Here is a 23,599-nt window from a genome sequence, read left to right as displayed (position 1 = left end):
CTTAGGCTTCCTCGGCCAGCTTCTTGGCCTTCTCGACCGCCTGGTCGATGCCGCCGACCATGTAGAAGGCAGCTTCCGGCAGGTGGTCGTATTCGCCGTCGACGACAGCCTTGAACGACTTCACCGTGTCTTCCAGCTGGACGAACACGCCCGGGATGTTGGTGAAGACTTCGGCGACGTGGAACGGCTGCGAGAGGAAGCGCTGGATCTTGCGGGCACGTGCCACGGTCAGCTTATCTTCTTCCGACAGTTCGTCCATACCGAGGATGGCGATGATGTCCTGGAGGCTCTTGTACTTCTGCAGCGTTTCCTGAACGCGGCGAGCAGTCTCGTAGTGCTCCTGGCCGACAACGCGCGGTTCGAGAACGCGGCTGGTCGAGTCGAGCGGGTCGACGGCCGGGTAGATGCCCAGCTCCGAGATGGCGCGCGACAGGGTGGTCGTTGCGTCCAAGTGGGCGAACGAGGTTGCCGGTGCCGGGTCGGTAAGGTCGTCGGCGGGAACGTAGATGGCCTGGACCGAGGTGATCGAACCCTTGGTGGTCGAGGTGATGCGTTCCTGCAGGTTACCCATGTCGGTCGAGAGGGTCGGCTGGTAGCCCACTGCCGAAGGAATACGGCCGAGCAGTGCCGACACTTCCGAACCGGCCTGGGTGAAGCGGAAGATGTTGTCGACGAAGAACAGAACGTCCTGGCCTTCGACGTCGCGGAAGTATTCCGCCATGGTCAGGCCCGAGAGAGCGACGCGTGCACGTGCGCCCGGAGGCTCGTTCATCTGGCCGAAGACCAGGGCCACCTTCGAACCTTCGCTGATGGCTTCGCCAGCGTCGTTCTTGGCGATAACGCCAGCATCGAGGAATTCGTGGTAAAGGTCGTTACCTTCGCGGGTACGCTCACCGACACCTGCGAAGACGGACACACCACCGTGGCCCTTCGCGATGTTGTTGATGAGTTCCTGGATGAGCACGGTCTTGCCCACGCCGGCGCCGCCGAACAGGCCGATCTTACCGCCCTTTGCGTAAGGTGCGAGAAGGTCGATGACCTTGATGCCGGTCACGAGGATGGCTGCTTCGGTCGACTGGTCGACGAAGAGCGGTGCTTCCGCGTGGATCGGGCTGGAGGTTTCGGCACCGATCGGGCCGCGCTCGTCGATCGGCGCGCCGACGACGTTCATGATGCGGCCGAGCGTCTTCGGGCCCACCGGGACCGAGATCTGTGCGCCGGTGTTGACGACTTCCTGTCCGCGGACGAGGCCGTCGGTGCCGTCCATCGCGATGGTACGCACGGTGCTTTCACCGAGGTGCTGAGCGACTTCGAGAACGAGCGTGTTGTCGCCGTTCTTGGTTTCGAGCGCGGTCAGGATCGGCGGCAGTTCGCCTTCGAAGGCGACGTCGACGACGGCGCCGATGACCTGGGCGATAGTGCCGTTGGGGCTCTGGTTAAGCTTGGGAGCGGTGGCCATGATCTAAGTCCTGGTTTCGAGTTATCGCGTCAGCCGACGCAAACGTTTTCGGGATCGGCAAGTACCCATTCGCCGTCGCCGGCGGTCAGGGTTGCCTTGTTGCGCAGGTATTCGTCTTCACCGAGGCCGAATTCGCAAACGACGTCTTCGGAGCCCATGCCGGCGCGGCGGCAGACGGCAGTGTTCACCGCATCGTCCGAGGGGCATGCTTCGGCATACATCTCGGTAAACAGCGCCTGATCGGGAGCCGCGAGCGTTTCGATCGGTTCGGGGGCAACCGTCTCGGTCGGGGTCGGCTCGGGCGCGGGCTCTTCACCGCAAGCGGCGAGGAGGGCGATCGGCAGGAGGAGAGCGAGTTTCTTCACTTTTCGTCGTCCTTTAGAGGGCTTCGGCACCGGCGATGATTTCGATCAGCTCGGTGGTAATCGCGGCCTGGCGGCTGCGGTTGTACTGGATGGTCAGCTTGTTGATGAGGTCGCCGGCGTTGCGCGTGGCGTTGTCCATCGCGGTCATCGATGCACCCTGTTCGGATGCCTCGCGCTCGAGCAGCGCACCGAAGAGCTGGGTCTTCACGTAGCGCGGGAGCAGTTCCTCGAGGATTTCCTCTTCGCCCGGCTCGTATTCGACCACTGCGTCACCGCCGGTACCTTCGCTTTCCGGCGAGGGGACGGGGATCAGCTGGTCGGCGGTCGGGTCCTGGGCGAGGGCCGACTTGAAGATCGGGTAGACGAGGTGGGCAACGTCGAATTCGCCCTTCTCGAAACGCTCGATCAGATCATCGGCGATCGCTTCGGCCTCTTCGAAGCCCGGGTTGCGGACGTTCGAGGTGTCGAAGTGCTTTTCGATCTTGTCGGCATAGTCGCGCTTGATCGGGGCGCGGCCCTTCTTGCCGACGAGGTAGAAGGTCACGTCCTTGCCGTCGGCGATCAGTTCGCGCGCCTTGGCCTTGGCAGCCTTGACGATGTTCGCGTTGAGACCGCCACACAGGCCCTTGTCGGTGTTCACGACCACCAGCAGGTGGCGCTTGTCCGAACCGGTTCCTGCGAGCAGCTTGGGCGCGCTGTCGCCGCTCACCTTGCCGGCGAGTGAGGCCATCACGCCCGACAGCCGTTCGGCATAGGGGCGTGCGGCTTCGGCAGCAGCCTGCGCACGGCGCAGCTTGGCTGCTGCGACCATCTGCTTGGCCTTGGTGATCTTCTGGGTCGACTTGACCGAGTTGATCCGGCCCTTGAGTTCTTTAAGCGAGGCCATGACGGCTCCCTGTTAGGCTCGTGGGTCTCAGGCGAACTGCTTGGCGAAGGTCTTAAGTGCGTCGACGACCTTGTTCTTGGTGTCGTCTTCGAACTTGCCGCTGGTGCGGATTTCCTTGAGCACATCGCCATGCTCTGCACGCATGTAGCTGAGCATCTGCTCTTCGTAGTCGTTCACGCGGTCGACGGGGATATCGTCGAGGTAACCGTTGGTGCCGGCGAAGATCGAGACGGTCTGCTCTTCGAAGGGCATCGGCGAGAACTGCGGCTGCTTGAGCAGCTCGGTCAGGCGTGCACCGCGGTTGAGCAGCTTCTGCGTTGCGGCGTCGAGGTCCGAGCCGAACTGCGCGAAGGCAGCCATTTCACGATACTGTGCGAGGTCGAGCTTCATCGAGCCCGAGACCTTCTTCATTGCCTTGGTCTGGGCAGCACCGCCCACACGGCTAACCGACAGGCCGACGTTAATTGCCGGACGGATACCCTGGTAGAACAGGTCGGTTTCGAGGAAGATCTGGCCGTCGGTGATCGAGATCACGTTGGTCGGAATGTAGGCCGACACGTCGCCTGCCTGCGTTTCGATGATCGGCAGTGCGGTCAGCGAGCCGCCGCCATTGTCGCCGTTCATCTTTGCAGCGCGCTCGAGAAGGCGGCTGTGCAGGTAGAAAACGTCACCCGGGTAAGCTTCGCGGCCCGGAGGACGACGGAGCAGGAGCGACATCTGGCGATAGGCAACTGCCTGCTTCGAAAGGTCGTCGTAAACGATCACGGCGTGCATGCCGTTGTCGCGGAAAAATTCGCCCATCGCACAGCCGGTGTATGGTGCGAGGTACTGCAGCGGAGCGGGCTCCGAAGCGGTTGCAGCGACGACGATCGAGTATTCCATCGCGCCGTTTTCTTCGAGCTGCTTCACGATCTGGGCGACCGTCGAACGCTTCTGGCCGACAGCGACATAGACGCAGTAGAGCTTCTTGAACTCGTCGTCGCCCGCGTTCAGTTCCTTCTGGTTGATGAAGGTGTCGATCGCGACGGCCGACTTACCGGTCTGGCGGTCACCGATGATGAGTTCGCGCTGGCCGCGGCCGACGGGAACGAGAGCGTCGATGGCCTTGAGGCCCGACTGCACCGGCTCCGAAACCGATTCACGCGGGATGATGCCCGGTGCCTTCACTTCGACGCGGCGACGCTCGGTCGATTCGATCGGGCCCTTGCCGTCGATCGGGTTGCCCAGAGCGTCGACGACGCGGCCGAGGAGGCCCTTGCCGACGGGAACGTCCACGATGGTGCCGGTACGCTTCACCGTGTCGCCTTCGGCGATGTCGGTGTCGGCGCCGAAGATAACCGCACCCACGTTGTCGGCTTCGAGGTTGAGGGCCATGCCCTGCGTGCCGTTGGCGAATTCGATCATCTCGCCGGCCTGGACCTTGTCGAGGCCGTGGATGCGGGCGATGCCGTCACCCACCGAGAGAACGGAACCGACTTCGCTGACTTCGGCTTCGCTGCCGAAATTGGCGATCTGGTCCTTGATGACCTTGGAGATTTCTGCGGCGCGGATATCCATGATGTGTTCCTTTAAGCCTTCATGGCCTGGGAGAGCGAATTGAGACGGGTGCGGATCGAGCCATCAATGCGCTTCGATCCGATGGTGACGACGAGGCCGCCGAGGAGCTCGGGGTCGACCTTCGTGGAAAGTTTGACAGTGCGGCCTTCGCGCGCGGTCAGCTTGGTCTTGAGATCGGCAAGCTGCGCGTCGGTCAGCGCGTGGGCGCTCGTGACTTCTGCAGCGACTTCACCGCGCTGTGCCGCGGCGATCGCGCGGAAGGCGCGGATGATGCCGGACAGGTCGCGCAGGCGGCGGTTCTGCGCCAGCGTGCCGAGGAATTTCTGAGTGAGGTCCGACAGGCCCATGATGGCCGAAACGCCCCACAGCGCCTTTTCGGCCTGCGAACGCGTCACGCGCGGATTGGTGGTGAGCATTTTGAGCTCTGCCGATTCGGCGAGCCCTGCTTCAAGCTTGTCGAGGTCCGATTCGACCGCAGTCACGGTCCCGGCCTCGCTGGCCAGATCGAACAGGGCCGAAGCGTAACGTCCAGCAAGGCTGGCCTTGATACCGGCGGAAATTTCCACGCGTTCTCGTCCTCTAAGGGTCGGAAAAAAGGTCTGTCGTTTCCTGCCATGTTGGAGGCGAAAATGAGTCGCTCCGGCAAGATTGGCGCGCGCCTAGCAAAGGGGGTGCGGCAAGGCAACCCGACTCACGCGGGATAAATTTGGAGATGAGCGCTTCGTGGGGTAAATCAGTAGGCCCAAGCCGGGACCGGGAGAGACCTGATGAAGACGACACCGATGGCATCGCATTGCGGGGTCGAGATTAGCGATGTTTCGTTGGCGGGGCTCGATGGAGCGGATCTCGATGAGGTGCGCGACCTTATATATCGGCACGGCGTGGCGATCTTCCGCGACCAGGAATTCTCGCCCGACGATCATATCGCCTTCGCGAAGCGCTGGGGCGGGATCGACATCAACAATTATTTCCCGCTGACCGACGAACACCCTGAAATCGCGGTGGTCCGGAAGAGCGAGGACCAGACCACCAATATCGGCGGCGGGTGGCACACCGATCACTCCTATGACCAGGTCCCGGCGATGGGCTCCATCCTCGTCGCGCGCACGCTACCACCCAAGGGCGGCGACACGCTCTGGGCGCATATGGGCGCCGCCTACGAAAGCCTGTCAGACGAGATGAAGGAGCGGATCGAAGGGTTGGAGGCATTCCACACCGCGGACCATATCTATGCGCCCGATGGTCTCTACGCGCAGACCGACCAGGGCAAGGAACTGCGTGGGCAGGACCTGAAGACCGGCGCGACGCACCCTGTCGTCATCCGCCACCCGCATACCGGCCAGAAGCTGCTCTACGTCAATCCGGGCTTTACCATGCACTTCGTGGGCATGAGCCGCGAGGAAAGTCTGCCGCTCCTGCGCGAGCTGTTCGATCACGCGATGAAGCTTGAACACCAGTGCCGCGTCGAATGGGAGCCGGGCACGGTGGCGATCTGGGACAACCGGACCACCTGGCACTATGCGATGAACGATTATCAGGGCTACGCCCGCGAAATGCATCGCATCACGCTGAGCGGGGAAGCGCTGGCCGCCTGAGTCTCGGCGGCTAGCCCAGCGTACGGGCGGCCCAGGCGATCGGCGACAATGCGAAGAAGGCGAAGCCGAGCGCAATCCAGCGCCAACGCTGCGCGAAGATCATCCCGAATGCGATGAGCCCGGCGATCGTGTCCGGACCGAGCATGGCGACCTTGTCCAGCGCGGAGATGTCGAGCGCTAGGGTGCGCGCTACGAAGCCAATATGGATCGACCAGAAATATAGAGAGAACAGGATCCACTGATACCGCCGGTTCTCGTGGTAGTATTCTCCGAGGTCGAGCCGGTCGTCGGGTATCTTGTCGGGCAGGGATACCGCCGCCAGCAGCACGAGCAGCACCAGCTGCAGGAGGATCGGCAGGAACCGTGCAAAGCTGATCGAACCCTGGTTGTTCGCTGCTCCCCACCAGAATGCGACAATGTTCAGAAGGACGAAGATCGCAAAGGCCGGCTGCGCCCAGTGCCAGATGACCTGCTTCGCGCGGAGAAGGTGATGCAGGTTGGTAAGCTCGGATGCGATCGCCACGCCGAGCATTATCGAGGCAAAGACTAGCGCCTGCTCCACGAACTATTCACGCGTCTCGCAGCGATAGACCAGCCGTTCGTTGGGCTGGGTGGGGAGCTGGCCGAGGACTTCGCCCTGCAGATCGCCCAGCTGGACCGCTGCGCCTTCGGCACCGCAGACCGGCGCGGTGTACTTGCCGCGGGCCTCGCGCGCTTCGTTCATCGCGCTGCGCGGCAGGAGATAGCGCTCGGAGCGGAAGATCCTGCGGTCCGGGTCGAAACTGTTGACCGATACCGCGTCTTCGGAATTGGGCACGAAGACGCGCGACCATGTGCCTGCAGCATAGCCATACTGCGTACGTTCGTTGACGCAGCCCGTCTCGGCCCAGTCGAATTCGATGTCGGGCGGGTTGGCACCGGTGAACTTGCTGCGTTCGGGGATGAGGCGGCAAACGAGGTTGGCATCGCCCGTTTCCGGGTTTTCGGGGTCGGTGGTGTTGCCACCTGTACCTTCCTGCATCTCGGCAGACACACGTCGGTCGATCTCGTCCAGACCGGGGCGGGTAAGGAAAGCGATAAGGCCGACGATCACGAGGAAGCCCGCGATTCCGAAAGCGATCTTGATTTTCTTCTGGCGCAGTTCGGCGTCTTCGCCTTCGGGATCGATCTTCTGTTGCTCGCTCCATGCCCAGAGCGCGAGGCCGAAGGCGAAAAGCACGAGGATGAAGGCAAGCGCCATGCGGTCCTCGCGGTCCTCGGCAACGCTCAGCTGGGCCTTCAGGAGGGCGCGCTCGCGGCGTTCGCGGGTTTCCTCGGCGCGCTGGGCGAGGCTCTGGAGCGCCTCCATCTGCTCGCGCTCGAGCCGTTCGCGTTCCGCAGCGTCGAGATCGGCAAGGCTGCGGCAGACCGTGTCGTTGATGACCGGCTCGACCTCGTTCGCGCGCAGGAAGGGCAACAGTTCGCGGTTCGACACGGCGAAGAAGAACTCCGCATCGCCGCCCTCGTTGTCGGCGCCGAAACTGTTCACGCCCACCACGCGGCCGCAGGGGTCGAGCAGCGGTCCGCCCGAATTGCCGCGCGCGATCGGGGCGGTGTGGAGGATGGTGTCGAACTGGCGGCTGGGACGCTCGCCGGAAACGAAGCCGCGGCTTTTCACCGGCGGCATCGAGCGAAAGATATCGGCAAGATCGAGGCCTTGCGCGCGGTCGACATTCATGGGGTAGCCGACGCTGGTTACTTCGCCGCTGTTGGCAATCGGCCGGCCTGCGATGGCCAGCGGGGGCAGGCGCAGGCTGCCGGTCAGGCGTACGAGCGCCAGGTCGTTCCTCGCATTGACGGACACGATACGGCCATAGACCGCCTGTCCACCGCCGCTGGGCACGATGCCGACGCGCAGGTCATTGTCACTCATCGCGTCGCGCACCACGTGGGCATTGGTCACGATCAGGTCGCTGGTGACGGCGAAGCCAGTGCCGTGGCTTACCGGGAAGAGTTCGTCATCATCATTCCCGATGATCACCACGCGCACGACGCCGCGCGCCGCCGCATCGATATCGGCAGGTTCCGCATGCGCAAGGGCAGGGGCGAGGAGCGCGAGCAGCGCGGCAATCTTTACAAGGAGACGTCCCATCCGCCGTTCTCTTAGCGTCGCGTCCACATTGACCGCAAGATGCGGGATGCGGCCCTGCTCAGCTTTTGCCAGAGCCATGCTTGCAAGATCGCCGGAAGCGATAGAAGGATGAGCGACGTGACCGAGACGAAACCCCTGACCGACGATGATCGCTGGCGCATCGCGCTGGCCAAAGACCGGCGGTTCGACGGTGTCTTCGTGACCGGTGTGCATTCGACCGGCATCTACTGCCGCCCATCTTGCCCGGCGCGCGCGCCCAAGCGCGAGAACGTGCGCTTCTACGCGACATGCGAGGCGGCCGAAGAGGCGGGCTTGCGCGCCTGCAAGCGTTGCGCGCCCGACCAGCAGAGCCGCGAAGAAGGCGCCGTACTCGCAGCGCTGAAGGTGCTGCGCGAGGCGGAGGAGACGGTTTCGCTCGAACGGCTGGGCCTGCTCACCGATTACTCGCCGACGCATTTCCAGCGCATCTTCACCCGCGCGGTCGGGCTCTCTCCTGCCGCCTACCAGCGCGCCCTGCGCCGTGAACGCGCGGACGAGGCACTGGGCGAGGGCGTGAGCGTCACGCAGGCGATCTACGAAGCAGGCTACGGCGCGCCATCGCGCTTCTACGAGGACAGGAAAGACAGCGGCATGAGCGCGAGCGACTGGAAAGATGGCGGCAAGGGCCGCACGGTACACTGGTCCGTGATCGCAACGACGCTCGGCAAAATGCTAGTGGCCGCGACCGAGAAGGGCGTATGCTGCCTCTCGTTCGGCGAAGGTGAGGAAGAACTGCGCGCCCGTTTCCCCAAGGCCGATCTGGTCGAAGGCGGCGAGGAATTCCGCGCACTGTTCGAGAAGGTGACAGCCGCCGTCGAAGCGCCGCACACGGCCACCACTGCCGACATCCCGCTCGACGTCAAGGGCACCGCCTTCCAGCAGCGCTGCTGGGAAGCGCTACGCCAGATACCCGCAGGCGAGACGCGCAGCTATGGGGAGCAGGCCGCGATGCTCGGCAACCCCAAGGCCAGCCGCGCAGTGGGCGGAGCAAATGGCGCCAACAATATCGCCGTCCTCATCCCCTGCCACCGCGTGATCGCAGCCGACGGCGGGCTGGGCGGGTATGCCTACGGCACGGAGATCAAGGCCGAGCTGTTGCGGCGGGAGCGGGGCTGAGCGCTATTCCAAGTACGACTTTCGCAGCCTTGCGCTGATCGATCTAGTAACAGCTAATGTTACGCGGCAAGTTTGCGCCATACGCCATGTGCAAAAGTACTTTTGCAAAAAGGATCACAAATATCACCTAGTAAATATTTGGATTCATAAGTAAATGTCAGCGTCGGACATGATTCAGGCAGGTTCGCAGTAGGGGGAGCATCGATGACTATAGCCAGCTTGCGACACAAGCAGTTAGCGCTCGCATTTGCATTTTTCTCGGCGTCTCCGCTCGTGGCGGATACGAGCCTGGAGACGGATCGCGCTTGCAAGCCAGTGTTTCCCCATATCGTTGTCAAGTTGAATAGCGATGGCTCAGATTTGAAGGGGCACGGCCTTCTAATCCTCTATTATGAGGAGGTGGGCGCCGCGGATGACATCGCCAAGAGTTCAACAGGCCCACGAATGAAATCGTGCAGAACCAACGAAGGTGTGTGCGTGGCCACGCGTGCTCGATTCGAAATGCGATTGGATGGCAATCGAGAACAGCGGATCCAAATACGCGAGACGGGAACCAAGGAAAAAGGGAACCCCATATTGGGTGAGGTTCGTTGGATGGGGCCGTCATATCCGGACGTTGTAAATGTCACTTGCGATCAGACCATTGGCGATCCTATCCGTGCGTGCACACTGGACAGCTGCGTAAACTATCCCTTGGGCCATCCCCATGACGCCCGCGCAGTCGAAAGGCATGTGAAACGACACGACCAATGCCAGCCATGGGTCAAATCCGAGGATTGGTCGTGACTTAAAGCGAGAGTGTAGGCGCCGGCTTTCCGGCACGGGCCTTCTTAGTCTTGTGCCCAGCCTTTGCCAGCCGGCGTGAGCGTATCGAGAAACGCCTCCGCGCTCTCCAGATACTCCGCCTGCTTCTCCTCGCCCATCCGGTCCCAGGTCGAGTAGATCCGCCCGATGCGCGGGTTCTTTTCCAGCCGCTCGCGGTGGCGGTCCATGAAGTGCCAGTAGAGCGGGTTGAAGGGGCAGGCGCCTTCACCGGTTTTCTTGCTCGGTGAGTATTTGCAGCCCGTGCAGTAGTTGCTCATCTTGTTGATGTAATTTCCGGACGCCGCATAGGGTTTGGAGGCGAGCTTGCCGCCGTCGGCATAGAGGATCATCGCGGCGACATTGGGCAGTTCGACCCATTCATAGGCATCGGCGTAGACCACAAGGAACCAGTCCTGCACTTCGCGCGGATTGATGCCTGCGATCAGAGCGAAATTGCCGAGAACCATCAGCCGCTGGATGTGGTGCGCATGTGCGTTGTCGCGGGTCGAACGAATGCAGTCTGCAAGGCAGGCCATGTCGGTCTCGCCGGTCCAGTAGAACTCGGGCAGGCCGCGCTGGGCATTGAGCGCATTCGCTTTCTGCAGGTGCGGCATCTGGTGGAAGTAGAAACCGCGCACATATTCGCGCCAGCCGATGATCTGGCGAATGAAGCCCTCGGCCGAATTGATCGGCGCCTTGCCGTCCTTGTATGCCTTCTCCGCGCGCTGGCAGAGCTCCAGCGGGTCGAGCAGGCCGAGGTTGATGCTGGTCGAGAGCATCGAGTGGAACAGATCGTCCTCGCCCGCGACCATCGCGTCCTGGTAGGGGCCGAAGCATTCGATCCGCTCGGCAAAAAAGGCGTCGGCGGCTTCCTCTGCCTCTTCGCGGGTTACGGGCCATTCGAAGCGTTCGAGCGAACCAAAGTGGTCACTGAAGCGGGCCTCGACCAGTTCGATCACCTCTCGCGTGATCCCGTCGGGCTCGAACTTCGGGCGCTCGGGTGCGGAGAGGCCTTCCTTGGGCGGCTTTCGGTTCTCGCTGTCGTAATTCCAGTCGCCGCCTTCGGGCTTGTCGCCATCCATGAGGAGGCCGGTCTTGCGGCGCATCTCGCGGTAGAAGAACTCCATGCGGAGCTCCTTGCGGTCCTCCGCCCACTCGTCGAACTCGGCCTGCGTGGAGATGAAGCGATCGTCGCGCAGGATCTCGACGTCGCAGGCGAACTTGTCGGCCCACTGGTCCATCGCCTCGCGCACGCGCCACTCGCCCGCCTCGACAACGCTGACCAGCCGCGGCGAGTGCTCTTCGATCGCGCGGGCGACTTCGCCCGTGAAGCTTCCCGAATTGCCCTCGCTATCGAGTTTCACGTAGTCGACCGTCCACCCGGCATCGCGCAGTTCCTCTGCGAAGTGGCGCATGGCTGAGAAGATGAGCGCGATCTTCTGCTTGTGGTGTTTGACGTAGGTCGCCTCGTCCCAGACCTCCATCATCAGGATGACGGTGTCGTCCTTCGTCCGCCCGCGGATCGAGGCGAGGTCGCGGGTCAGCTGGTCGCCGAGGATGGGTACGAGAACGGGGCCTGACATGCCCCGACAATGCGCGAGGATGCAGAGAGTGCCTCAGACGAAGCTGTAGGGGTCGACGTCAACCGCCACGCGCACACCGGGCGGATGGTCGATGCGGCCGAGCCAGTTGCGGATCACGTCCTGCAATTGCACGCTGCGCCGGGCATTCATGAGGAGCCTATAGCGATAGCGCCCGCGCAGCTGCGCCATGGGGGCAGGCGCGGGGCCGAGGATCATGCAGTCGGCAACGTCGGGGCGCGTATCGCCGATCCGGCGGGCGGCCTCGCGTGCTTCGGCTTCGTCTTCGCTGGACACAATGATCGAGGCCCAGCGACCGAACGGCGGAGCGCCTGCGTCGCGGCGCATCTCGGTTTCGGCCGTGTAGAAGGCGTCGCGGTCTCCGGCAGCGAGTGCGGCGATGACGCTCGCCTCGGGATGGCGTGTCTGGATGAGCACTTCGCCCGGTTTCGCGCCGCGTCCGGCACGGCCTGCGACCTGCGCGACCTGCTGGTAGGTTCGTTCGCCAGCGCGCAAGTCCCCACCTTCGAGGCCAAGATCGGCGTCCACCACACCGACCAGCGTGAGTTCGGGAAAGTGGAAGCCCTTGGTGACGAGCTGCGTCCCGACGATCACGTCGATTTCCCTCGCCTCGACCGCAGCGATGAACTCCGCCGCGCGCCCTGGCGAATTCAGCGTGTCCGAAGTCGCCACGAAGACGCGTGCTTCGGGCAGGCGCTCGGCCACTTCGTCGGCGATCCGCTCGACTCCCGGACCGCAGGCTACGAGGCAGTCGGGCTCGCCGCATTCCTGGCAAGCGGCGGGGCTGGGCGCCTCGTGCCCGCAGTGGTGACACGCGAGGCGGCGGGTGAAGCGGTGCTCGACCAGCCATGCGCTGCAGTTGGGGCACTGGTAGCGGAAGCCGCAATTGCGGCAGAGCGTGAGCGGCGCATAGCCGCGGCGATTGAGGAAGAGGAGCGACTGCTCGCCGCGCTCGAGCCTTTCGGCAATCCCGTCGACCAATCGCTGTGCAAGCCACATGCCGTGCGGCGGCTTCTCCTCCTTGAGGTCGATCGTGTCGATAGCGGGCAATTGCGCCCCGCCGAAGCGGCTGGGCAGGTCGACCTTCGAATAGATTCCGCTCTCGGCCATCTGGAGGCTTTCGAGCGCAGGCGTGGCGCTGGCGAGGATGATCGGGAAGCCCTCGAAATGCGCGCGCATCACGGCCACGTCGCGCGCATTGTAGCGCACGCCGTCTTCCTGCTTGAAGCTCGTCTCGTGCGCCTCGTCGACCACGATCAGGCCAAGCTTGGCGAAGGGCAGGAACAGTGCGGAGCGCGCGCCCACCACCACCTGCGCCTCTCCGCTCGCCACGGCGCGCCATGCGCGGCGACGCTCGGTCGATTTGAGCGAGGAGTGCCACAGCACCGGCGGCACGCCGAAGCGTTCTTCGAAGCGGTGGAGGAAGTTCTCGGTCAGCGCGATCTCGGGCAGCAGGACGAGTACCTGCCTACCCATGCGAAGCGCCTCTGCGACGGGTTCAAAATAGGTTTCGGTCTTGCCCGATCCGGTCACCCCGTCGAGCAGGAAGGGCGCGAACTTCGCCTCGCGTACGGCATTGGAGAAGATGTCCGCCGCCTCGCGCTGCTGGTCGCTCAGCTCGACTTGCGCGAAATCGGGTCGCGCCTCGTCATAGGGGCGGTCGCAATCGACCTCGACCGGTTCGAGCACGCCTTGGTTCACGAGGCCGCGCAGCACGCCTTCCGACACTCCGGCAATGCCCGCCAGTTCGCGGATCGTCGCCTGCTCGCCTTCCAGCGCCTCCATCGCCGCCAGCCGCTGCGGTGTCATGCGCTCGGGCATGCCGCCGGTCAGGCGATATTCGGTAATGCTCGCCGGCCCTTTCAGCGCGCCACCCGAAGACAGCGCCATGCGCGTTACGCTGGCGAGCGAGGCGACATAGTAGTCGGCGGTCCATTCGATCAGGCGCCGAAGCGGTTCGGGCAGCGGCGGGATCGGGTATACGCCCCTGAGGTTGCGCAGCTTTTCGGCAGGAACGTCCGTCCCCGGCAGCCGTTCAGCCTCCCAGACGATCCCGATCACGGTGCGCGGGCCCAAGGGGCACTCTACCACCGAGCCCGGGCCGACATCCATGCCGTCCGGCACCTTGTAGTCGAGCGGGCCGAGAGCGGCATTGAGGACGAGGCAGCGCACGCGGTTCATGGCCCGGCCATATGGGCGGCGACACTGCGACAAAACAAGGGTGGGACCTGATGAGGAGACAAGTAATGACCGATATTCTCGCGAAGCCCACCGGCCGTAGGGCCTTCCTAGGCGGCATCGGCCTCGGCGGCGCGGCACTGGCGCTCCCCGGCTGTACGGGCCTGCCCGGCTTCAGCCTCACCGATGCCGTCCAGCGCATCCTTTTCCTGTCGAGCGAGCGTGCCTTTGCACGCATGCTCCAGCCGGACGGTTTCTGGGACGAACAGGTCGCCACCGTCGGCCTCGAAAGCCTGCTGGGCGCGCGGGGCGGGGTGCTGTCGAGCATCCTGACCTCGGCGCTGTTCAAGGACCGCCTGGCCGATGCCTTCGGGGACATCGCCTATGAAGGTGCCGACCGCGCCGCTCCGCTGGTGACCGAAGCCGTCCGGACGATCGGCATTCGTAATGCAATCGAGCTCGTGAACGGAGGTCCGACTGCGGCTACCGCATTCCTGCGCGGCTCGATGGGCAGCTCGCTGATCGAGGCCATGGTGCCCGAGCTCGGCACCGCCATGCGCGTCGCGCAGGACCCGCTGGTGGGACAGGCATTGGCCGCGCTGACCGGGGTCGACATCCCCACGGTCTCGGGCCGGGTTGCGGGCCGGATCGACGACACGATCTGGCGCGAAATCGGTGTCGAGGAAGCCGCGATCCGTGCCGATCCGGCAGCGACACGCGATCCGCTGATCATCGGGGTGTTCGGAACCGGCGCGCGCCTCTAGCCGCGCCCTCGCGGGGCCGCTAAGGCTTCGAAGGAATCGAAAGCACTTCCCCGGAGCCGCATCCCATGAAATTCTTCGTCGACACCGCCGACATCGCCGACATCAAGGAAATGGCCGACACCGGCCTGCTCGATGGCGTCACCACCAATCCGTCGCTGATCGCGAAGTCGGGCCGTGACTTCATGGAAGTGACCAAGGAAATCTGCGGTCTCGTCGATGGCCCGGTCAGCGCCGAAGTCGTCGCTCTCGATCACGAGACGATGATGAAGGAAGCCGAGACCCTGCGGAAGATCGCGGACAATGTCTGCATCAAGGTCCCGCTCACGATCGACGGCCTCAAGACCTGCAAGAAGCTGACCTCGGACGGCACGATGGTGAATGTCACGCTGTGCTTCTCGGCCAACCAGGCACTGCTCGCCGCCAAGGCCGGCGCGACCTTCGTCTCGCCCTTCATCGGCCGCCACGACGACAACGGCTTCGACGGCATGGAACTGATCGGCGATATCCGCCTGATCTACAACAATTACGACTTCCAGACCGAGATCCTCGCCGCTTCGATCCGCAATCCCGTCCACGTGCTGCAGAGCGCGCGCCTGGGTGCCGATGTCGCGACCATGCCGCCCGCCGTCATCAAGGGCCTTTTCAAGCACGTCCTGACCGACAAGGGCCTCGAAGGCTTCATCAAGGACTGGGAAAAGACTGGCCAAAGCATTCCGACGTCCTAATTAGGCCGCGTGGCAGACCAGACTCCCCTCGATCTCTTCAAGCAGGCGCTGACCGGTACGGCGCGCGCCATCGCGCGCGAGCCGGAGGTCGAGGTCGCGTGGAGCGCGGACAGCCCGAGCCAGTCGGGCAAGAACTTCCGCGTTCCGCTGCCCGGGCGCAACCTGCCCGAGGACCAGGCCCGCGAAGCGCGCGGTTTCGCCGACAGTTTCGCGCTCAAGCTGCGTCATCATAACGAGGCAATGCACGCTAAGGGCGCGCCGCCCGAACCGATCGCGCGCGCCTGCTACGATGCGATCGAACGCACGCGATACGAGGCGCTGGGTTCGAACAATTATTCGGGCATGAAAGGCAACCTCGACGCTGCAGTCGAGCTTCGCACCGCCTCCGATCCGATCGGGCGTGCGGAAACCGCCAATGATGTGCCGCTCCCGACCGCGCTCTCGCTCATGCTGCGCGAAGCGTTGACGGGCGAGGAAATTCCCGACCGCGCCAAGCCCGGTGTCGACATGGTGCGTGAGGAAATCATGTCGCGCATCGGCACCGACATGGACGATCTCGCAGGTGCGCTCGACGACCAGCGCGCTTTCCAGGACCTGACGCTCGACATGCTCCGGCATCTCGAACTCACGCTGCCCGATACGCCCGAGGACGAGGGCAAGGAAGACGGCGAGGACGAGGAAGGCGATACGCCCGAGGACGATCAGGACACTGACGAGGAAGACCAGGGCGACGCGCAGCCGCAGGAAAGCGATGCTCGCGGCGAAGTCGTCGATGGCGAGGCCGATGGCGATGCCGAGCAGGAGGTCGAGGGCGAGCAGGAAATGTCCGACGGCGATCCTTCGGACGAGGACGGCGAGGGCATGCAGCCCGTCCGCCCGAACCGCCCCTGGACCGACTTGCCCGAAGAGTTCGATTACAAGGCCTATACCGACAAATTCGACGAGGTGATCGAAGCCCCCGAGCTGTGCGATCACGAGGAACTGGACCGGCTGCGCGCCTATCTCGACAGCCAGCTGGCGGGCCTGCAGGGCATCGTCACACGGCTCGCCAACCGCCTCCAGCGCCGCCTGATGGCGCAGCAGAACCGCAGCTGGGATTTCGACCAGGAAGAGGGCTTGCTGGATGCTGCGCGCCTTACCCGCGTGGTCGTCAGCCCCGGCCATGCGCTGTCCTACAAGATGGAGCGCGATACCGAGTTCAAGGACACGGTCGTCACGCTGCTGATCGACAATTCGGGCTCGATGCGCGGGCGGCCGATCTCCATCGCCGCGATCAGCGCCGACATCATGGCCCGCACGCTAGAGCGCTGCGGCGTGAAGACGGAGATTCTCGGCTTCACCACCCGCGCATGGAAGGGCGGGCAGAGCCGCGAGAAGTGGCTCGCCGACGGTCGCCCCGCAGATCCGGGCCGCCTCAACGACTTGCGCCACATCGTCTACAAGAAAGCCGACGAGCCATGGCGCCGCGCGCGCCGCAATCTCGGCCTGATGATGCGCGAGGGGCTGCTCAAGGAAAACATCGACGGCGAGGCGCTGCTCTGGGCGCACACGCGCCTGCTTGCCCGGCCCGAAGACCGCCGCATCCTGCTGGTAATCTCGGACGGCGCACCGGTCGACGACAGCACGTTGAGCGTGAACCAGGCGGGCTATCTCGAAGGGCACCTGCGCAAGGTGATCGAGTGGATCGAGAAGCAAAGCCCCGTCCAGCTCGCCGCCATCGGCATCGGCCATGACGTGACCCGCTACTACAAGCGCTCGGTGACCATCATGGATGTCGAACAGCTCGGCGGCACGATTATCGAGCAGCTTGCAGGATTGTTCGAGGTGGAGGGGTGATGCGGACAGCGCTCTTGGCTATTGTAATCGCGGCCTTGAGCGGATGTGCGACCACACCAACGAGCGTCAACGAAACAGATTGCTATGATTTGAAGGTCCGAGCGAAGGCAATCGGCCAATTTCCTACGCCATTTCCGAATGATCCCAACTATATAGTCATAAGCTGGCCGTGGTTCGTGGACTTGGAAGTGGCACGAGTGATTGACGGCCGGATGAATGACCCAGAAATTTCAGCGCTTGCCGTACTTCACTCCCGTTATGTCGATAAAACCCTTACTTGGTTTCTTCGAGAAAACACTCTCGGGGAATACAACATTCTCCGGTTGGCCGAGCCGGAAAAAGCAAAGAAATGTGCGCCGGGTGTAGTTCGACCCGAACCTTATCTTCGACCTTCGGAAGGCGAAACTCTGGCGAGCCTGAGGCAAGCAGCCATCGCCGAATGGGAGGCTGAAATGGAAGCTGAAGAGCAGTGGTTGAGGGAAAACTCCGATGTTGAAGACTAGAAAATGACCCCCACAGAAGCCGTCCAGTCCCGCCGCTCCGTCCGCGCCTTCACCGATCAGCCGGTCGACCGCGAGATCCTCACCCGCGTGCTCGAAAAGGCGCAGCGTTCGCCTTCGGGCGGCAATGTCCAGCCGTGGAATGCCGTCATCCTCACCGGCGATCCGATGCAGGCGCTGTTCGACCGGGTGGCGCAGGAATTTCCCAAGGGCCGCGCGGCGCTCAAGCCTGAGTACGATATCTATCCCAAGGGCCTCGACGGGGTTTACGAGGAGCGCCGCTTCGGCGTGGGCGAGGACATGTATGCCTCGCTCGGCATCACGCGTGAGGACAAGGCCAAGCGCCTGATGTGGTTCGCGCAGAACTTCCGCGCCTTCGGGGCGCCGGTGCTGATGCTGGTCCACACGCCGAAATACATGGGCCCGCCGCAGTGGAGCGATATCGGCATGTGGCTGCAGACCATCATGCTGCTGCTGCGCGAAGAAGGTCTCGATAGCTGCGCACAGGAAGCCTGGGCCGCCTACAGCCCGCAGGTGCGCGAAATGGTCGACATTCCCGATGACCACATCTTCTTCTGCGGCATGGCCATCGGCTACCGCGATCCGGATGCGCCGGTGAACCAGTTCGATGTGAAACGCGCAGGGCTGGACGAATCCGTGCGCTGGGAGGGTTGGCAGTAGGTCCGCCGCCACCTAATGGCCTGCGCATGACCGAAACGCCGCTCAAGCTGTTCAACTCGCTCACCCGCGAGATCGAGACCTTCACCCCCGTCCACCCGGGCGAGGCGCGCGTCTACACCTGCGGCCCGACGGTCTACAACTACCCCCACATCGGCAACATGCGTGCCTATGTCTTCGCCGACATCCTGGGCCGGACGCTCAGCTGGAAGGGGTATGATCTCACCCACATCATCAACATCACGGATGTCGGCCACCTGACCGACGATGCCGATGCGGGCGAGGACAAGATGGAGAAGATGGCTGCGGAGAAAGCGCAGTCGATCTGGGACATCGCGAAGCACTATACCGAGGCATACTGGGCCGATGTGAAGGCGCTGAACATCCGCCAGCCTGCCAAGTGGTCGGTTGCCACCGATTACATCGACGAGATGATCGATTTCGCCAAAGGCATCGCGGACAAGCACTGCTACGAGCTCGAAAGCGGGCTCTATTTCGACGTCTCGACGATCGAAGATTACGGCAAGCTCGCTCGCGCCGTCACCGAGGAAGGCGAGGGCCGCATCGACACGGTCGAGGGCAAGCGCAATGCGGCCGACTTCGCGATCTGGCGCAAGACGCCTGCAGGCGAGAAACGCCAGATGGAATGGGATTCGCCTTGGGGGAAAGGCGCGCCGGGCTGGCATCTCGAATGCTCGGTCATGGGCGGAAAGCTTCTTGGCTTCCCCTTCGACATTCACACCGGCGGGATCGACCATCGCGAGATCCACCACCCGAACGAGATCGCGCAGAACCAGGCGCATTGCTGCACCAACGGCCTCGACGTCGCCGAGAACAGCGGTGCGCGCATCTGGATGCACAACAACTTCCTCGTCGAGCGCAGCGGCAAGATGTCGAAGAGCGCGGGCGAGTTCCTGCGCCTGCAATTGTTGATCGACAAGGGCTATCACCCGCTCGCCTACCGCATGATGTGCCTGCAGGCGCATTACCGCAGCGAGCTGGAATTCAGCTGGGACGGTCTCCAAGCGGCACTCACGCGCCTGAAGCGCATCGTCATGGCGGTCGAGCGTCTGAAGGATGAAGTGGCGGGTGATCCCTCGCACCAGAAGTTCGCACCGATGCGCGAGAAGTTCGCGGAAGCGATCTCGGACGATCTCAACACGCCGATCGCGCTGGTTGCGCTCGAAGAGGCTCTCGCCGTGAAGAAGGTCGATGGCGGCGTGAAGCGCGCTGTGATCGAGGAGATGGACCGCGTCCTCGGCCTCGACCTGTTCGGCCTCTCTCGCGAAGACCTGCGCATCCGGCCCAGGTCCGCCGAAATCACCGAGGCCGAGATCGAAGCCGAACTTATCCGCCGCAAGGAAGCGCGCATCGCGAAGGATTTCGCCACCAGCGACGCCATCCGCGAAAGCCTCGCCGCAAAGGGCGTCGAGGTAATGGACGGCGATGCGCTCGGCTGGGAGTGGAAGCTCTAGGCGAGCTTTCGTCCGATCCAGCAGGTCAGCGCAAAGCGTGCTTCGGCAAAGGGCGCGCCGGGCTGCGCTACCTTCCTCACCTCGTGCGGTGCGAAGCTGGGGAATGCCACGAGCCGGTCGTTCGCAGGTTCGATGACCCTCGGCTCGCCGCGTCCGAACAGGCCGTGCATCACCAGCTCGCCGCCCGCGAAGCGTGCGCTGGGCACATGGGCGTAATATGTGAGCGTCACCAGCCGGTCGTAGCCGAGGAAACTGCGGTTATCGCTTACCGTGATATCGGTGTGCGGGGTGAAGAGGTCGCCGTCGCGATGTGCCGACAGCAGGAATTCGTGGTGCGGGTCTTCGACCGGTTCCATGGCGAGCTTCTCGAACAGGCCCGTTGCATGGACGCGCTCAAGGAAGCGGTCGCCCAGCTCGCCGAGATCGCCCTCGAAGGTGAAGGAGCGCCGTGTCGCCAGGTCCAGCTCGCGCTCGACATTGGGCCGCGTGACGACCGCGCGCTTGAACTCTGCCTCGTTGGCCGCCGCGAAGCTGCAGAGGTCGGCTGCGAAGTCCTCTCCCATGAAACCGTCCGCGACATGCAGCGGCGCCTCCGCGATCGCGGACTTGACCTTGGACGCGGCTTCGGGTTCGTCACTGTGCGACATTGGAGAGACGCTAGATGACCAAAGCCGTAATGTCTGCCCTGATCCGCCCGCTGGTGGAGCCGCGCCTGCCCGATTGGGTCGAGCCCATGTGGTTCATGACCAAGGAACAGGCGCTGGAAATGGCGCCGGAGGCCGAGATCGGCTGGTTCGACTTGAACGACAAGGACCCAATGATCGAGATCGCCAATGCCGCGACCAACCTCAAATGGCTGAACTCGATCTATGCGGGCCTGGATTTCCTGCCGCTCGACGTGCTGCAGGAGCGCGGCGTCACCGTGACCAATGGCGTCGGCATCAACGCGATCACCATCGCCGAATATGTCGTCATGCTGATGCTCGCCCATGCCAAGGGATACCGCGAGGTGGTGCGCGCTCAGGAACGGCACGAATGGCTGCTCGACAGTCCGGGCAAGCGCGAGCTTTCGGGCGAGCGCGTGCTTCTGCTCGGCCTCGGGGCGATCGGTTCGCTCATCAAGACGCGGCTCGAAGCCTTCGACATGACCGTCGTGCCCGTGCGCCGCTCGGACGGTGAAGGTTCGCTCAGACCCGGCGAATGGCGCGAGAAACTGGGTGAGTTCGACTGGGTAATCCTCGCGGTGCCCTCGACCGACGAGACCCGCCACATGATCGCAGCGAGCGAGCTTGCCGCCATGCGACCAAACGCGGTGCTGGTGAACATCGCGCGCGGCGATGTGGTCAAGCAGGACGATCTCGTCGAGGCTCTGCAGGCCAAGACGATCGAGGCCGCGCTGCTCGACGTCACCGATCCCGAGCCGCTGCCCGAGGATCACCCGCTATGGGACCTCGAAAACGCGCAGGTCACCATGCACCTTTCCGGCCGCGCGCAGACCAAGATGTTCATGCGGTCCGCCGACCGTTTCGTCGAGAATCTCGAGCGCTGGCACAAGGGTGAGCCGGTCGGCCCGCAGATGGATCTCGTCGCCGGCTACTGATTACGCGTCCTCGAGCAGCAGCAGGTCGCATTGCACGACCATTCGCGGGCTCGGCGAAAGGCGGTGCTCTACCTCGACGATGCCCGCGTCGGCGACCAGCTGGCCGGGGATCGCGAATTCGTGATCAGGCAGGGCGGCCACGAAATGCTCGCCCGCCTCGACCGCATCCTCGCCCGCGAAGAGCAGCGAGAGGCTGTGGCGCGTGCCGGCGAAGGTGATGCTCGCCCAGGCCTTTTCGGAATGGGTGATGACCTGACCCTGGTGCTCCGCAAGGACAATCAGCGCCTGCCGCAGCCTGTCGCCTGCGGAACGCCGGATGCGCGGAGGGCGGGGCGGTTTGGTCTCACTGGACATCGAGCGCCTCCTTCATGCCCTGACCGGCAGCGGCATCGAAGCCCTGCATGAACCCGCGGATACGCGCTTCGGTCGCGCTGCGCGGTTCGCGGCCCATGCGCAGGTCGAGCACGAAACGCGGATCGTGCGCTGCAAGGCGACCGAACTTGGTCGGCGGCATGTCGTGCGCGCGGAGGAATTTCTCGATTGAGCGGATCAACATGTCTGGTGCTCCCCGTGGCTAACTCCGAACAGCGAATCGCTCGCTGCGTTCCCGATTCGTTCCACTCCAAATCCTACTTGTCTAGGAAAAATCCTATGCTATAGGAATTTTCTCGCATGGGTCCTCTTTCGCCACCTGTTATCGGCGGTCGGGAAGGGGGCGGAATTAGGAGCGATGGCATGGCGGAGATGACCCCGGAACGCGCGCGACTGGTCGAACTGACCGAGAAAAGTCGCACGAGCCTCGCCTCGCTTTCGTCGATGTTGGGGCGTAATCCCAGCTACTTGCAGCAATTCGTCCGCAAGGGCTCCCCGCGCAAGCTGGAAGAAGCAGACCGCCGCCGGCTGGCCGAGTTTTTCGGCGTCGACGAGGTCGAACTGGGTGCCGATCCGGACCTCAGGCCGAGCCGCGAATCGGGTGATTTCGTCGCCGTCCCAAGGCTCGCTCTTGATGCTTCGGCTGGACCCGGCGCCTTCTCCGCAGAGGAAATTTCCTTCGACGCGTTCCGCTTCTCGCGGCGGTGGCTGCGCGAGATGGGACTGGAAGGTGCGGACCTCACCGCGATCCGCGTGGAGGGTGACAGCATGGAGCCGACCCTGCGCAGTGGTGACGAGATCTTCGTCGACCGTCACAAGCGGGCTGGCGAGGGCATCCACGTGGTCCGCATCGGCGATGCGCTCCATGTGAAGCAGGTCCAGGCAAGCGCGCCGGGTCGCATCACGCTGATCAGCGCGAACGATGCCTACGCGCCGATCGAACTGGAGCGTGGCGAAGTCGAAGTTATCGGCCGCGTCGTCTGGAAGGGGGGCAGGATATGATGCGCTGGGTAGTCGCGATTAGTTTCCGATCCGATCGCTGCGAGCGAGCAGTGATGCGGGGCATGCAGTGACATGAAGGATGATCGCGAGGGTCTTCGTGAAACATACAACCGCCGCCGCTTGTCATCTTGCGGCGGATGCCTCTTCGTTGTCTTCCTTCTTCCGTACTTGCTCTGGCTTTTCGATCTGAGCTCGAAAGCGGATTTCCTGATTTTCCTCACTCTGGCCGCCTTGGCGTTTGTCTGGTTGATCTGGTCGATCATGAGCGTGAAATGTCCACGCTGCGGCCGCCCATTGGGATATTCGCCGATCGCGCCGCCAATATTAGCCCCGGAAATCTGTCACGGATGCGGTCTGGATTTCGAGGAAATCGAGGGCCACTAATTGACTGCCTGCGGGCTCGCGTCAGGTAACCCTCAGCTTGGCGTGCGGTGATAATCGTCCGATTGCAGCGTCATCATGTAGTCGGCGATCACCTCGATATCTTCCTCCACCAGATCGACATCCATCTGCATCGGGTAATTGTGCGCGTCCGAGAGGAAGGTGACGAGCGTTTCGCGAGTCAGGCCCGGCGAATTGGCGATATCGGCGAAGCCGGGGGCCTGCGGATTGGGCGAGATCGTACCCTCTGTAACCGCGTGGCAATCGCCGCAGATCGCGGTCACGAAGACGGGAACTTCGGTATCCGCCGTCGCTGCCGGAGGGGGCAGGGGCGGCGCCTGCTCGAGCGATGAACTGTTCGCCTGACAACCCGCGGCCAGCAGGCCGATCGACACCAGGGCCTCTATTCGACGCATATCCGTTCTCCTCGCATGATGGGATAGCATACAAGCTTCCTTGTGCATTGCGCTGGATCAATTTGCATCGGTCGCCGAGCGCAAAGGGGTGCTTGCATTCACGGGGCCTCCAAGCCATC

General features: G+C 63.5%; 24 protein-coding genes. 11 read left to right on the top strand and 13 right to left on the bottom strand.

From position 1 onward, the window contains the following. Position 1 precedes the first annotated feature (1 nt). The 5 genes from atpD to K3163_RS10250 are packed head-to-tail and all read right to left on the bottom strand — an operon-like array spanning position 2 to position 4,833. The gene (atpD, locus tag K3163_RS10270) at positions 2–1,459 is read right to left on the bottom strand and encodes a F0F1 ATP synthase subunit beta (RefSeq protein ID WP_221427994.1); all 1,458 of its coding nucleotides are present in this window, start codon (positions 1,457–1,459) and stop codon (positions 2–4) included. A gap of 29 nt (positions 1,460–1,488) precedes the next feature. Then, the gene (locus tag K3163_RS10265; protein ID WP_221427995.1) at positions 1,489–1,824 is read right to left on the bottom strand and encodes a hypothetical protein; all 336 of its coding nucleotides are present in this window, start codon (positions 1,822–1,824) and stop codon (positions 1,489–1,491) included. A gap of 13 nt (positions 1,825–1,837) precedes the next feature. Further along, entirely contained in the window at positions 1,838–2,710 is an 873-nt protein-coding gene (locus K3163_RS10260) for a F0F1 ATP synthase subunit gamma (RefSeq protein WP_221427996.1), read from the bottom strand. A gap of 27 nt (positions 2,711–2,737) precedes the next feature. Then, positions 2,738–4,267, bottom strand: coding sequence for a F0F1 ATP synthase subunit alpha (gene atpA, locus K3163_RS10255; protein WP_221427997.1), 1,530 nt, complete (start codon positions 4,265–4,267; stop codon positions 2,738–2,740). An 11-nt stretch (positions 4,268–4,278) separates the two neighbouring features. Beyond that, positions 4,279–4,833, bottom strand: a complete 555-nt coding sequence (locus K3163_RS10250; RefSeq protein WP_221427998.1) for a F0F1 ATP synthase subunit delta — start codon at positions 4,831–4,833, stop codon at positions 4,279–4,281. Between the two features lie 201 nt (positions 4,834–5,034). Here K3163_RS10250 and K3163_RS10245 point away from each other — a divergent pair, with 201 nt between their 5' ends. Beyond that, positions 5,035–5,862: a TauD/TfdA dioxygenase family protein gene (locus tag K3163_RS10245; protein ID WP_221554153.1), complete on the top strand. Its 828-nt coding sequence runs from the start codon at positions 5,035–5,037 to the stop codon at positions 5,860–5,862. Between the two features lie 10 nt (positions 5,863–5,872). Here the strand turns inward: K3163_RS10245 and K3163_RS10240 are convergent, their stop codons facing one another. Together K3163_RS10240 and K3163_RS10235 are read right to left on the bottom strand one after the other, a co-directional pair. Then, entirely contained in the window at positions 5,873–6,394 is a 522-nt protein-coding gene (locus K3163_RS10240; RefSeq protein ID WP_247712695.1) for a hypothetical protein, read from the bottom strand. Between the two features lie 33 nt (positions 6,395–6,427). Beyond that, complete coding sequence (locus K3163_RS10235) at positions 6,428–7,993, bottom strand: S1 family peptidase (protein ID WP_221554151.1); 1,566 nt, start codon at positions 7,991–7,993, stop codon at positions 6,428–6,430. A gap of 108 nt (positions 7,994–8,101) precedes the next feature. Here K3163_RS10235 and K3163_RS10230 point away from each other — a divergent pair, with 108 nt between their 5' ends. Then, complete coding sequence (locus tag K3163_RS10230; RefSeq protein WP_221554150.1) at positions 8,102–9,148, top strand: bifunctional transcriptional activator/DNA repair enzyme AdaA; 1,047 nt, start codon at positions 8,102–8,104, stop codon at positions 9,146–9,148. A gap of 830 nt (positions 9,149–9,978) precedes the next feature. On the opposite strand, the gene K3163_RS10225 is transcribed toward K3163_RS10230, so the two are convergent. Continuing rightward, positions 9,979–11,535 (bottom strand): cryptochrome/photolyase family protein, encoded by a 1,557-nt coding sequence (locus K3163_RS10225; protein WP_221554149.1) that lies wholly within the window; start codon positions 11,533–11,535, stop codon positions 9,979–9,981. 33 nt (positions 11,536–11,568) lie between these two features. Next, on the bottom strand, positions 11,569–13,734 hold the full coding sequence (locus K3163_RS10220; protein WP_221554148.1) for a primosomal protein N': 2,166 nt from the start codon (positions 13,732–13,734) through the stop codon (positions 11,569–11,571). 65 nt (positions 13,735–13,799) lie between these two features. Here K3163_RS10220 and K3163_RS10215 point away from each other — a divergent pair, with 65 nt between their 5' ends. The 6 genes from K3163_RS10215 to cysS all read left to right on the top strand — a co-directional run bounded on the left by K3163_RS10215 (position 13,800) and on the right by cysS (position 19,709). Then, complete coding sequence (locus K3163_RS10215) at positions 13,800–14,495, top strand: DUF4197 domain-containing protein (protein WP_221554147.1); 696 nt, start codon at positions 13,800–13,802, stop codon at positions 14,493–14,495. A gap of 65 nt (positions 14,496–14,560) precedes the next feature. Continuing rightward, complete coding sequence (gene fsa, locus K3163_RS10210; RefSeq protein WP_221554146.1) at positions 14,561–15,220, top strand: fructose-6-phosphate aldolase; 660 nt, start codon at positions 14,561–14,563, stop codon at positions 15,218–15,220. A gap of 9 nt (positions 15,221–15,229) precedes the next feature. Further along, positions 15,230–17,056, top strand: coding sequence for a cobaltochelatase subunit CobT (gene cobT, locus K3163_RS10205; RefSeq protein ID WP_221554145.1), 1,827 nt, complete (start codon positions 15,230–15,232; stop codon positions 17,054–17,056). A gap of 14 nt (positions 17,057–17,070) precedes the next feature. After that, the gene (locus tag K3163_RS10200) at positions 17,071–17,559 is read left to right on the top strand and encodes a hypothetical protein (protein ID WP_221554144.1); all 489 of its coding nucleotides are present in this window, start codon (positions 17,071–17,073) and stop codon (positions 17,557–17,559) included. Positions 17,560–17,562: 3 nt separating this feature from the next. Then, entirely contained in the window at positions 17,563–18,237 is a 675-nt protein-coding gene (locus tag K3163_RS10195) for a nitroreductase (RefSeq protein ID WP_221554143.1), read from the top strand. 26 nt (positions 18,238–18,263) lie between these two features. Further along, the gene (cysS, locus tag K3163_RS10190) at positions 18,264–19,709 is read left to right on the top strand and encodes a cysteine--tRNA ligase (RefSeq protein WP_221554142.1); all 1,446 of its coding nucleotides are present in this window, start codon (positions 18,264–18,266) and stop codon (positions 19,707–19,709) included. On the opposite strand, the gene K3163_RS10185 is transcribed toward cysS, so the two are convergent. Beyond that, complete coding sequence (locus K3163_RS10185; RefSeq protein ID WP_221554141.1) at positions 19,706–20,356, bottom strand: 2OG-Fe(II) oxygenase; 651 nt, start codon at positions 20,354–20,356, stop codon at positions 19,706–19,708. The genes cysS and K3163_RS10185 overlap by 4 nt on opposite strands. A 14-nt stretch (positions 20,357–20,370) precedes the next feature. Between K3163_RS10185 and K3163_RS10180 the strand changes: the two genes are divergently transcribed. Beyond that, positions 20,371–21,309: a D-2-hydroxyacid dehydrogenase gene (locus K3163_RS10180; protein WP_221554140.1), complete on the top strand. Its 939-nt coding sequence runs from the start codon at positions 20,371–20,373 to the stop codon at positions 21,307–21,309. On the opposite strand, the gene K3163_RS10175 is transcribed toward K3163_RS10180, so the two are convergent. Next, the gene (locus K3163_RS10175) at positions 21,310–21,663 is read right to left on the bottom strand and encodes a hypothetical protein (protein WP_247712654.1); all 354 of its coding nucleotides are present in this window, start codon (positions 21,661–21,663) and stop codon (positions 21,310–21,312) included. It lies immediately after the preceding gene. After that, positions 21,653–21,865 (bottom strand): hypothetical protein, encoded by a 213-nt coding sequence (locus tag K3163_RS10170; protein ID WP_221428013.1) that lies wholly within the window; start codon positions 21,863–21,865, stop codon positions 21,653–21,655. The genes K3163_RS10175 and K3163_RS10170 overlap by 11 nt, the downstream gene beginning before the upstream one ends. A 179-nt stretch (positions 21,866–22,044) precedes the next feature. Here K3163_RS10170 and K3163_RS10165 point away from each other — a divergent pair, with 179 nt between their 5' ends. After that, entirely contained in the window at positions 22,045–22,683 is a 639-nt protein-coding gene (locus K3163_RS10165) for a S24 family peptidase (protein WP_221554139.1), read from the top strand. Positions 22,684–22,755: 72 nt separating this feature from the next. Further along, complete coding sequence (locus K3163_RS10160; protein ID WP_221554138.1) at positions 22,756–23,067, top strand: hypothetical protein; 312 nt, start codon at positions 22,756–22,758, stop codon at positions 23,065–23,067. A gap of 32 nt (positions 23,068–23,099) precedes the next feature. On the opposite strand, the gene K3163_RS10155 is transcribed toward K3163_RS10160, so the two are convergent. Continuing rightward, a complete protein-coding gene (locus K3163_RS10155; protein WP_221554137.1) occupies positions 23,100–23,480 on the bottom strand; it encodes a hypothetical protein in 381 nt (126 codons plus the stop codon). Between the last annotated feature and the right edge of the window lie 119 nt (positions 23,481–23,599).

The sequence above is a fragment of the Qipengyuania xiapuensis genome, assembly GCF_019711395.1.
Classification (GTDB): domain Bacteria; phylum Pseudomonadota; class Alphaproteobacteria; order Sphingomonadales; family Sphingomonadaceae; genus Qipengyuania; species Qipengyuania xiapuensis.
This window is presented reverse-complemented; position numbering and strand designations above follow the sequence as displayed.

Coding starts and splice junctions, on each gene's coding strand:
- K3163_RS10260 (WP_221427996.1), bottom strand. CDS start 2,710: ATGGCCTCGCTTAAAGAACTCAAGGGCCGGATCAACTCGGTCAAGTCG.
- K3163_RS10180 (WP_221554140.1), top strand. CDS start 20,371: ATGACCAAAGCCGTAATGTCTGCCCTGATCCGCCCGCTGGTGGAGCCG.
- K3163_RS10165 (WP_221554139.1), top strand. CDS start 22,045: ATGGCGGAGATGACCCCGGAACGCGCGCGACTGGTCGAACTGACCGAG.
- K3163_RS10220 (WP_221554148.1), bottom strand. CDS start 13,734: ATGAACCGCGTGCGCTGCCTCGTCCTCAATGCCGCTCTCGGCCCGCTC.
- K3163_RS10225 (WP_221554149.1), bottom strand. CDS start 11,535: ATGTCAGGCCCCGTTCTCGTACCCATCCTCGGCGACCAGCTGACCCGC.
- atpA (WP_221427997.1), bottom strand. CDS start 4,267: ATGGATATCCGCGCCGCAGAAATCTCCAAGGTCATCAAGGACCAGATC.
- fsa (WP_221554146.1), top strand. CDS start 14,561: ATGAAATTCTTCGTCGACACCGCCGACATCGCCGACATCAAGGAAATG.
- K3163_RS10245 (WP_221554153.1), top strand. CDS start 5,035: ATGAAGACGACACCGATGGCATCGCATTGCGGGGTCGAGATTAGCGAT.
- K3163_RS10185 (WP_221554141.1), bottom strand. CDS start 20,356: ATGTCGCACAGTGACGAACCCGAAGCCGCGTCCAAGGTCAAGTCCGCG.
- cysS (WP_221554142.1), top strand. CDS start 18,264: ATGACCGAAACGCCGCTCAAGCTGTTCAACTCGCTCACCCGCGAGATC.
- K3163_RS10215 (WP_221554147.1), top strand. CDS start 13,800: ATGACCGATATTCTCGCGAAGCCCACCGGCCGTAGGGCCTTCCTAGGC.
- K3163_RS10155 (WP_221554137.1), bottom strand. CDS start 23,480: ATGCGTCGAATAGAGGCCCTGGTGTCGATCGGCCTGCTGGCCGCGGGT.
- atpD (WP_221427994.1), bottom strand. CDS start 1,459: ATGGCCACCGCTCCCAAGCTTAACCAGAGCCCCAACGGCACTATCGCC.
- K3163_RS10170 (WP_221428013.1), bottom strand. CDS start 21,865: ATGTTGATCCGCTCAATCGAGAAATTCCTCCGCGCGCACGACATGCCG.
- K3163_RS10195 (WP_221554143.1), top strand. CDS start 17,563: ATGACCCCCACAGAAGCCGTCCAGTCCCGCCGCTCCGTCCGCGCCTTC.
- K3163_RS10230 (WP_221554150.1), top strand. CDS start 8,102: ATGAGCGACGTGACCGAGACGAAACCCCTGACCGACGATGATCGCTGG.
- K3163_RS10240 (WP_247712695.1), bottom strand. CDS start 6,394: ATGCTCGGCGTGGCGATCGCATCCGAGCTTACCAACCTGCATCACCTT.
- K3163_RS10175 (WP_247712654.1), bottom strand. CDS start 21,663: ATGTCCAGTGAGACCAAACCGCCCCGCCCTCCGCGCATCCGGCGTTCC.
- K3163_RS10160 (WP_221554138.1), top strand. CDS start 22,756: ATGAAGGATGATCGCGAGGGTCTTCGTGAAACATACAACCGCCGCCGC.
- K3163_RS10235 (WP_221554151.1), bottom strand. CDS start 7,993: ATGGGACGTCTCCTTGTAAAGATTGCCGCGCTGCTCGCGCTCCTCGCC.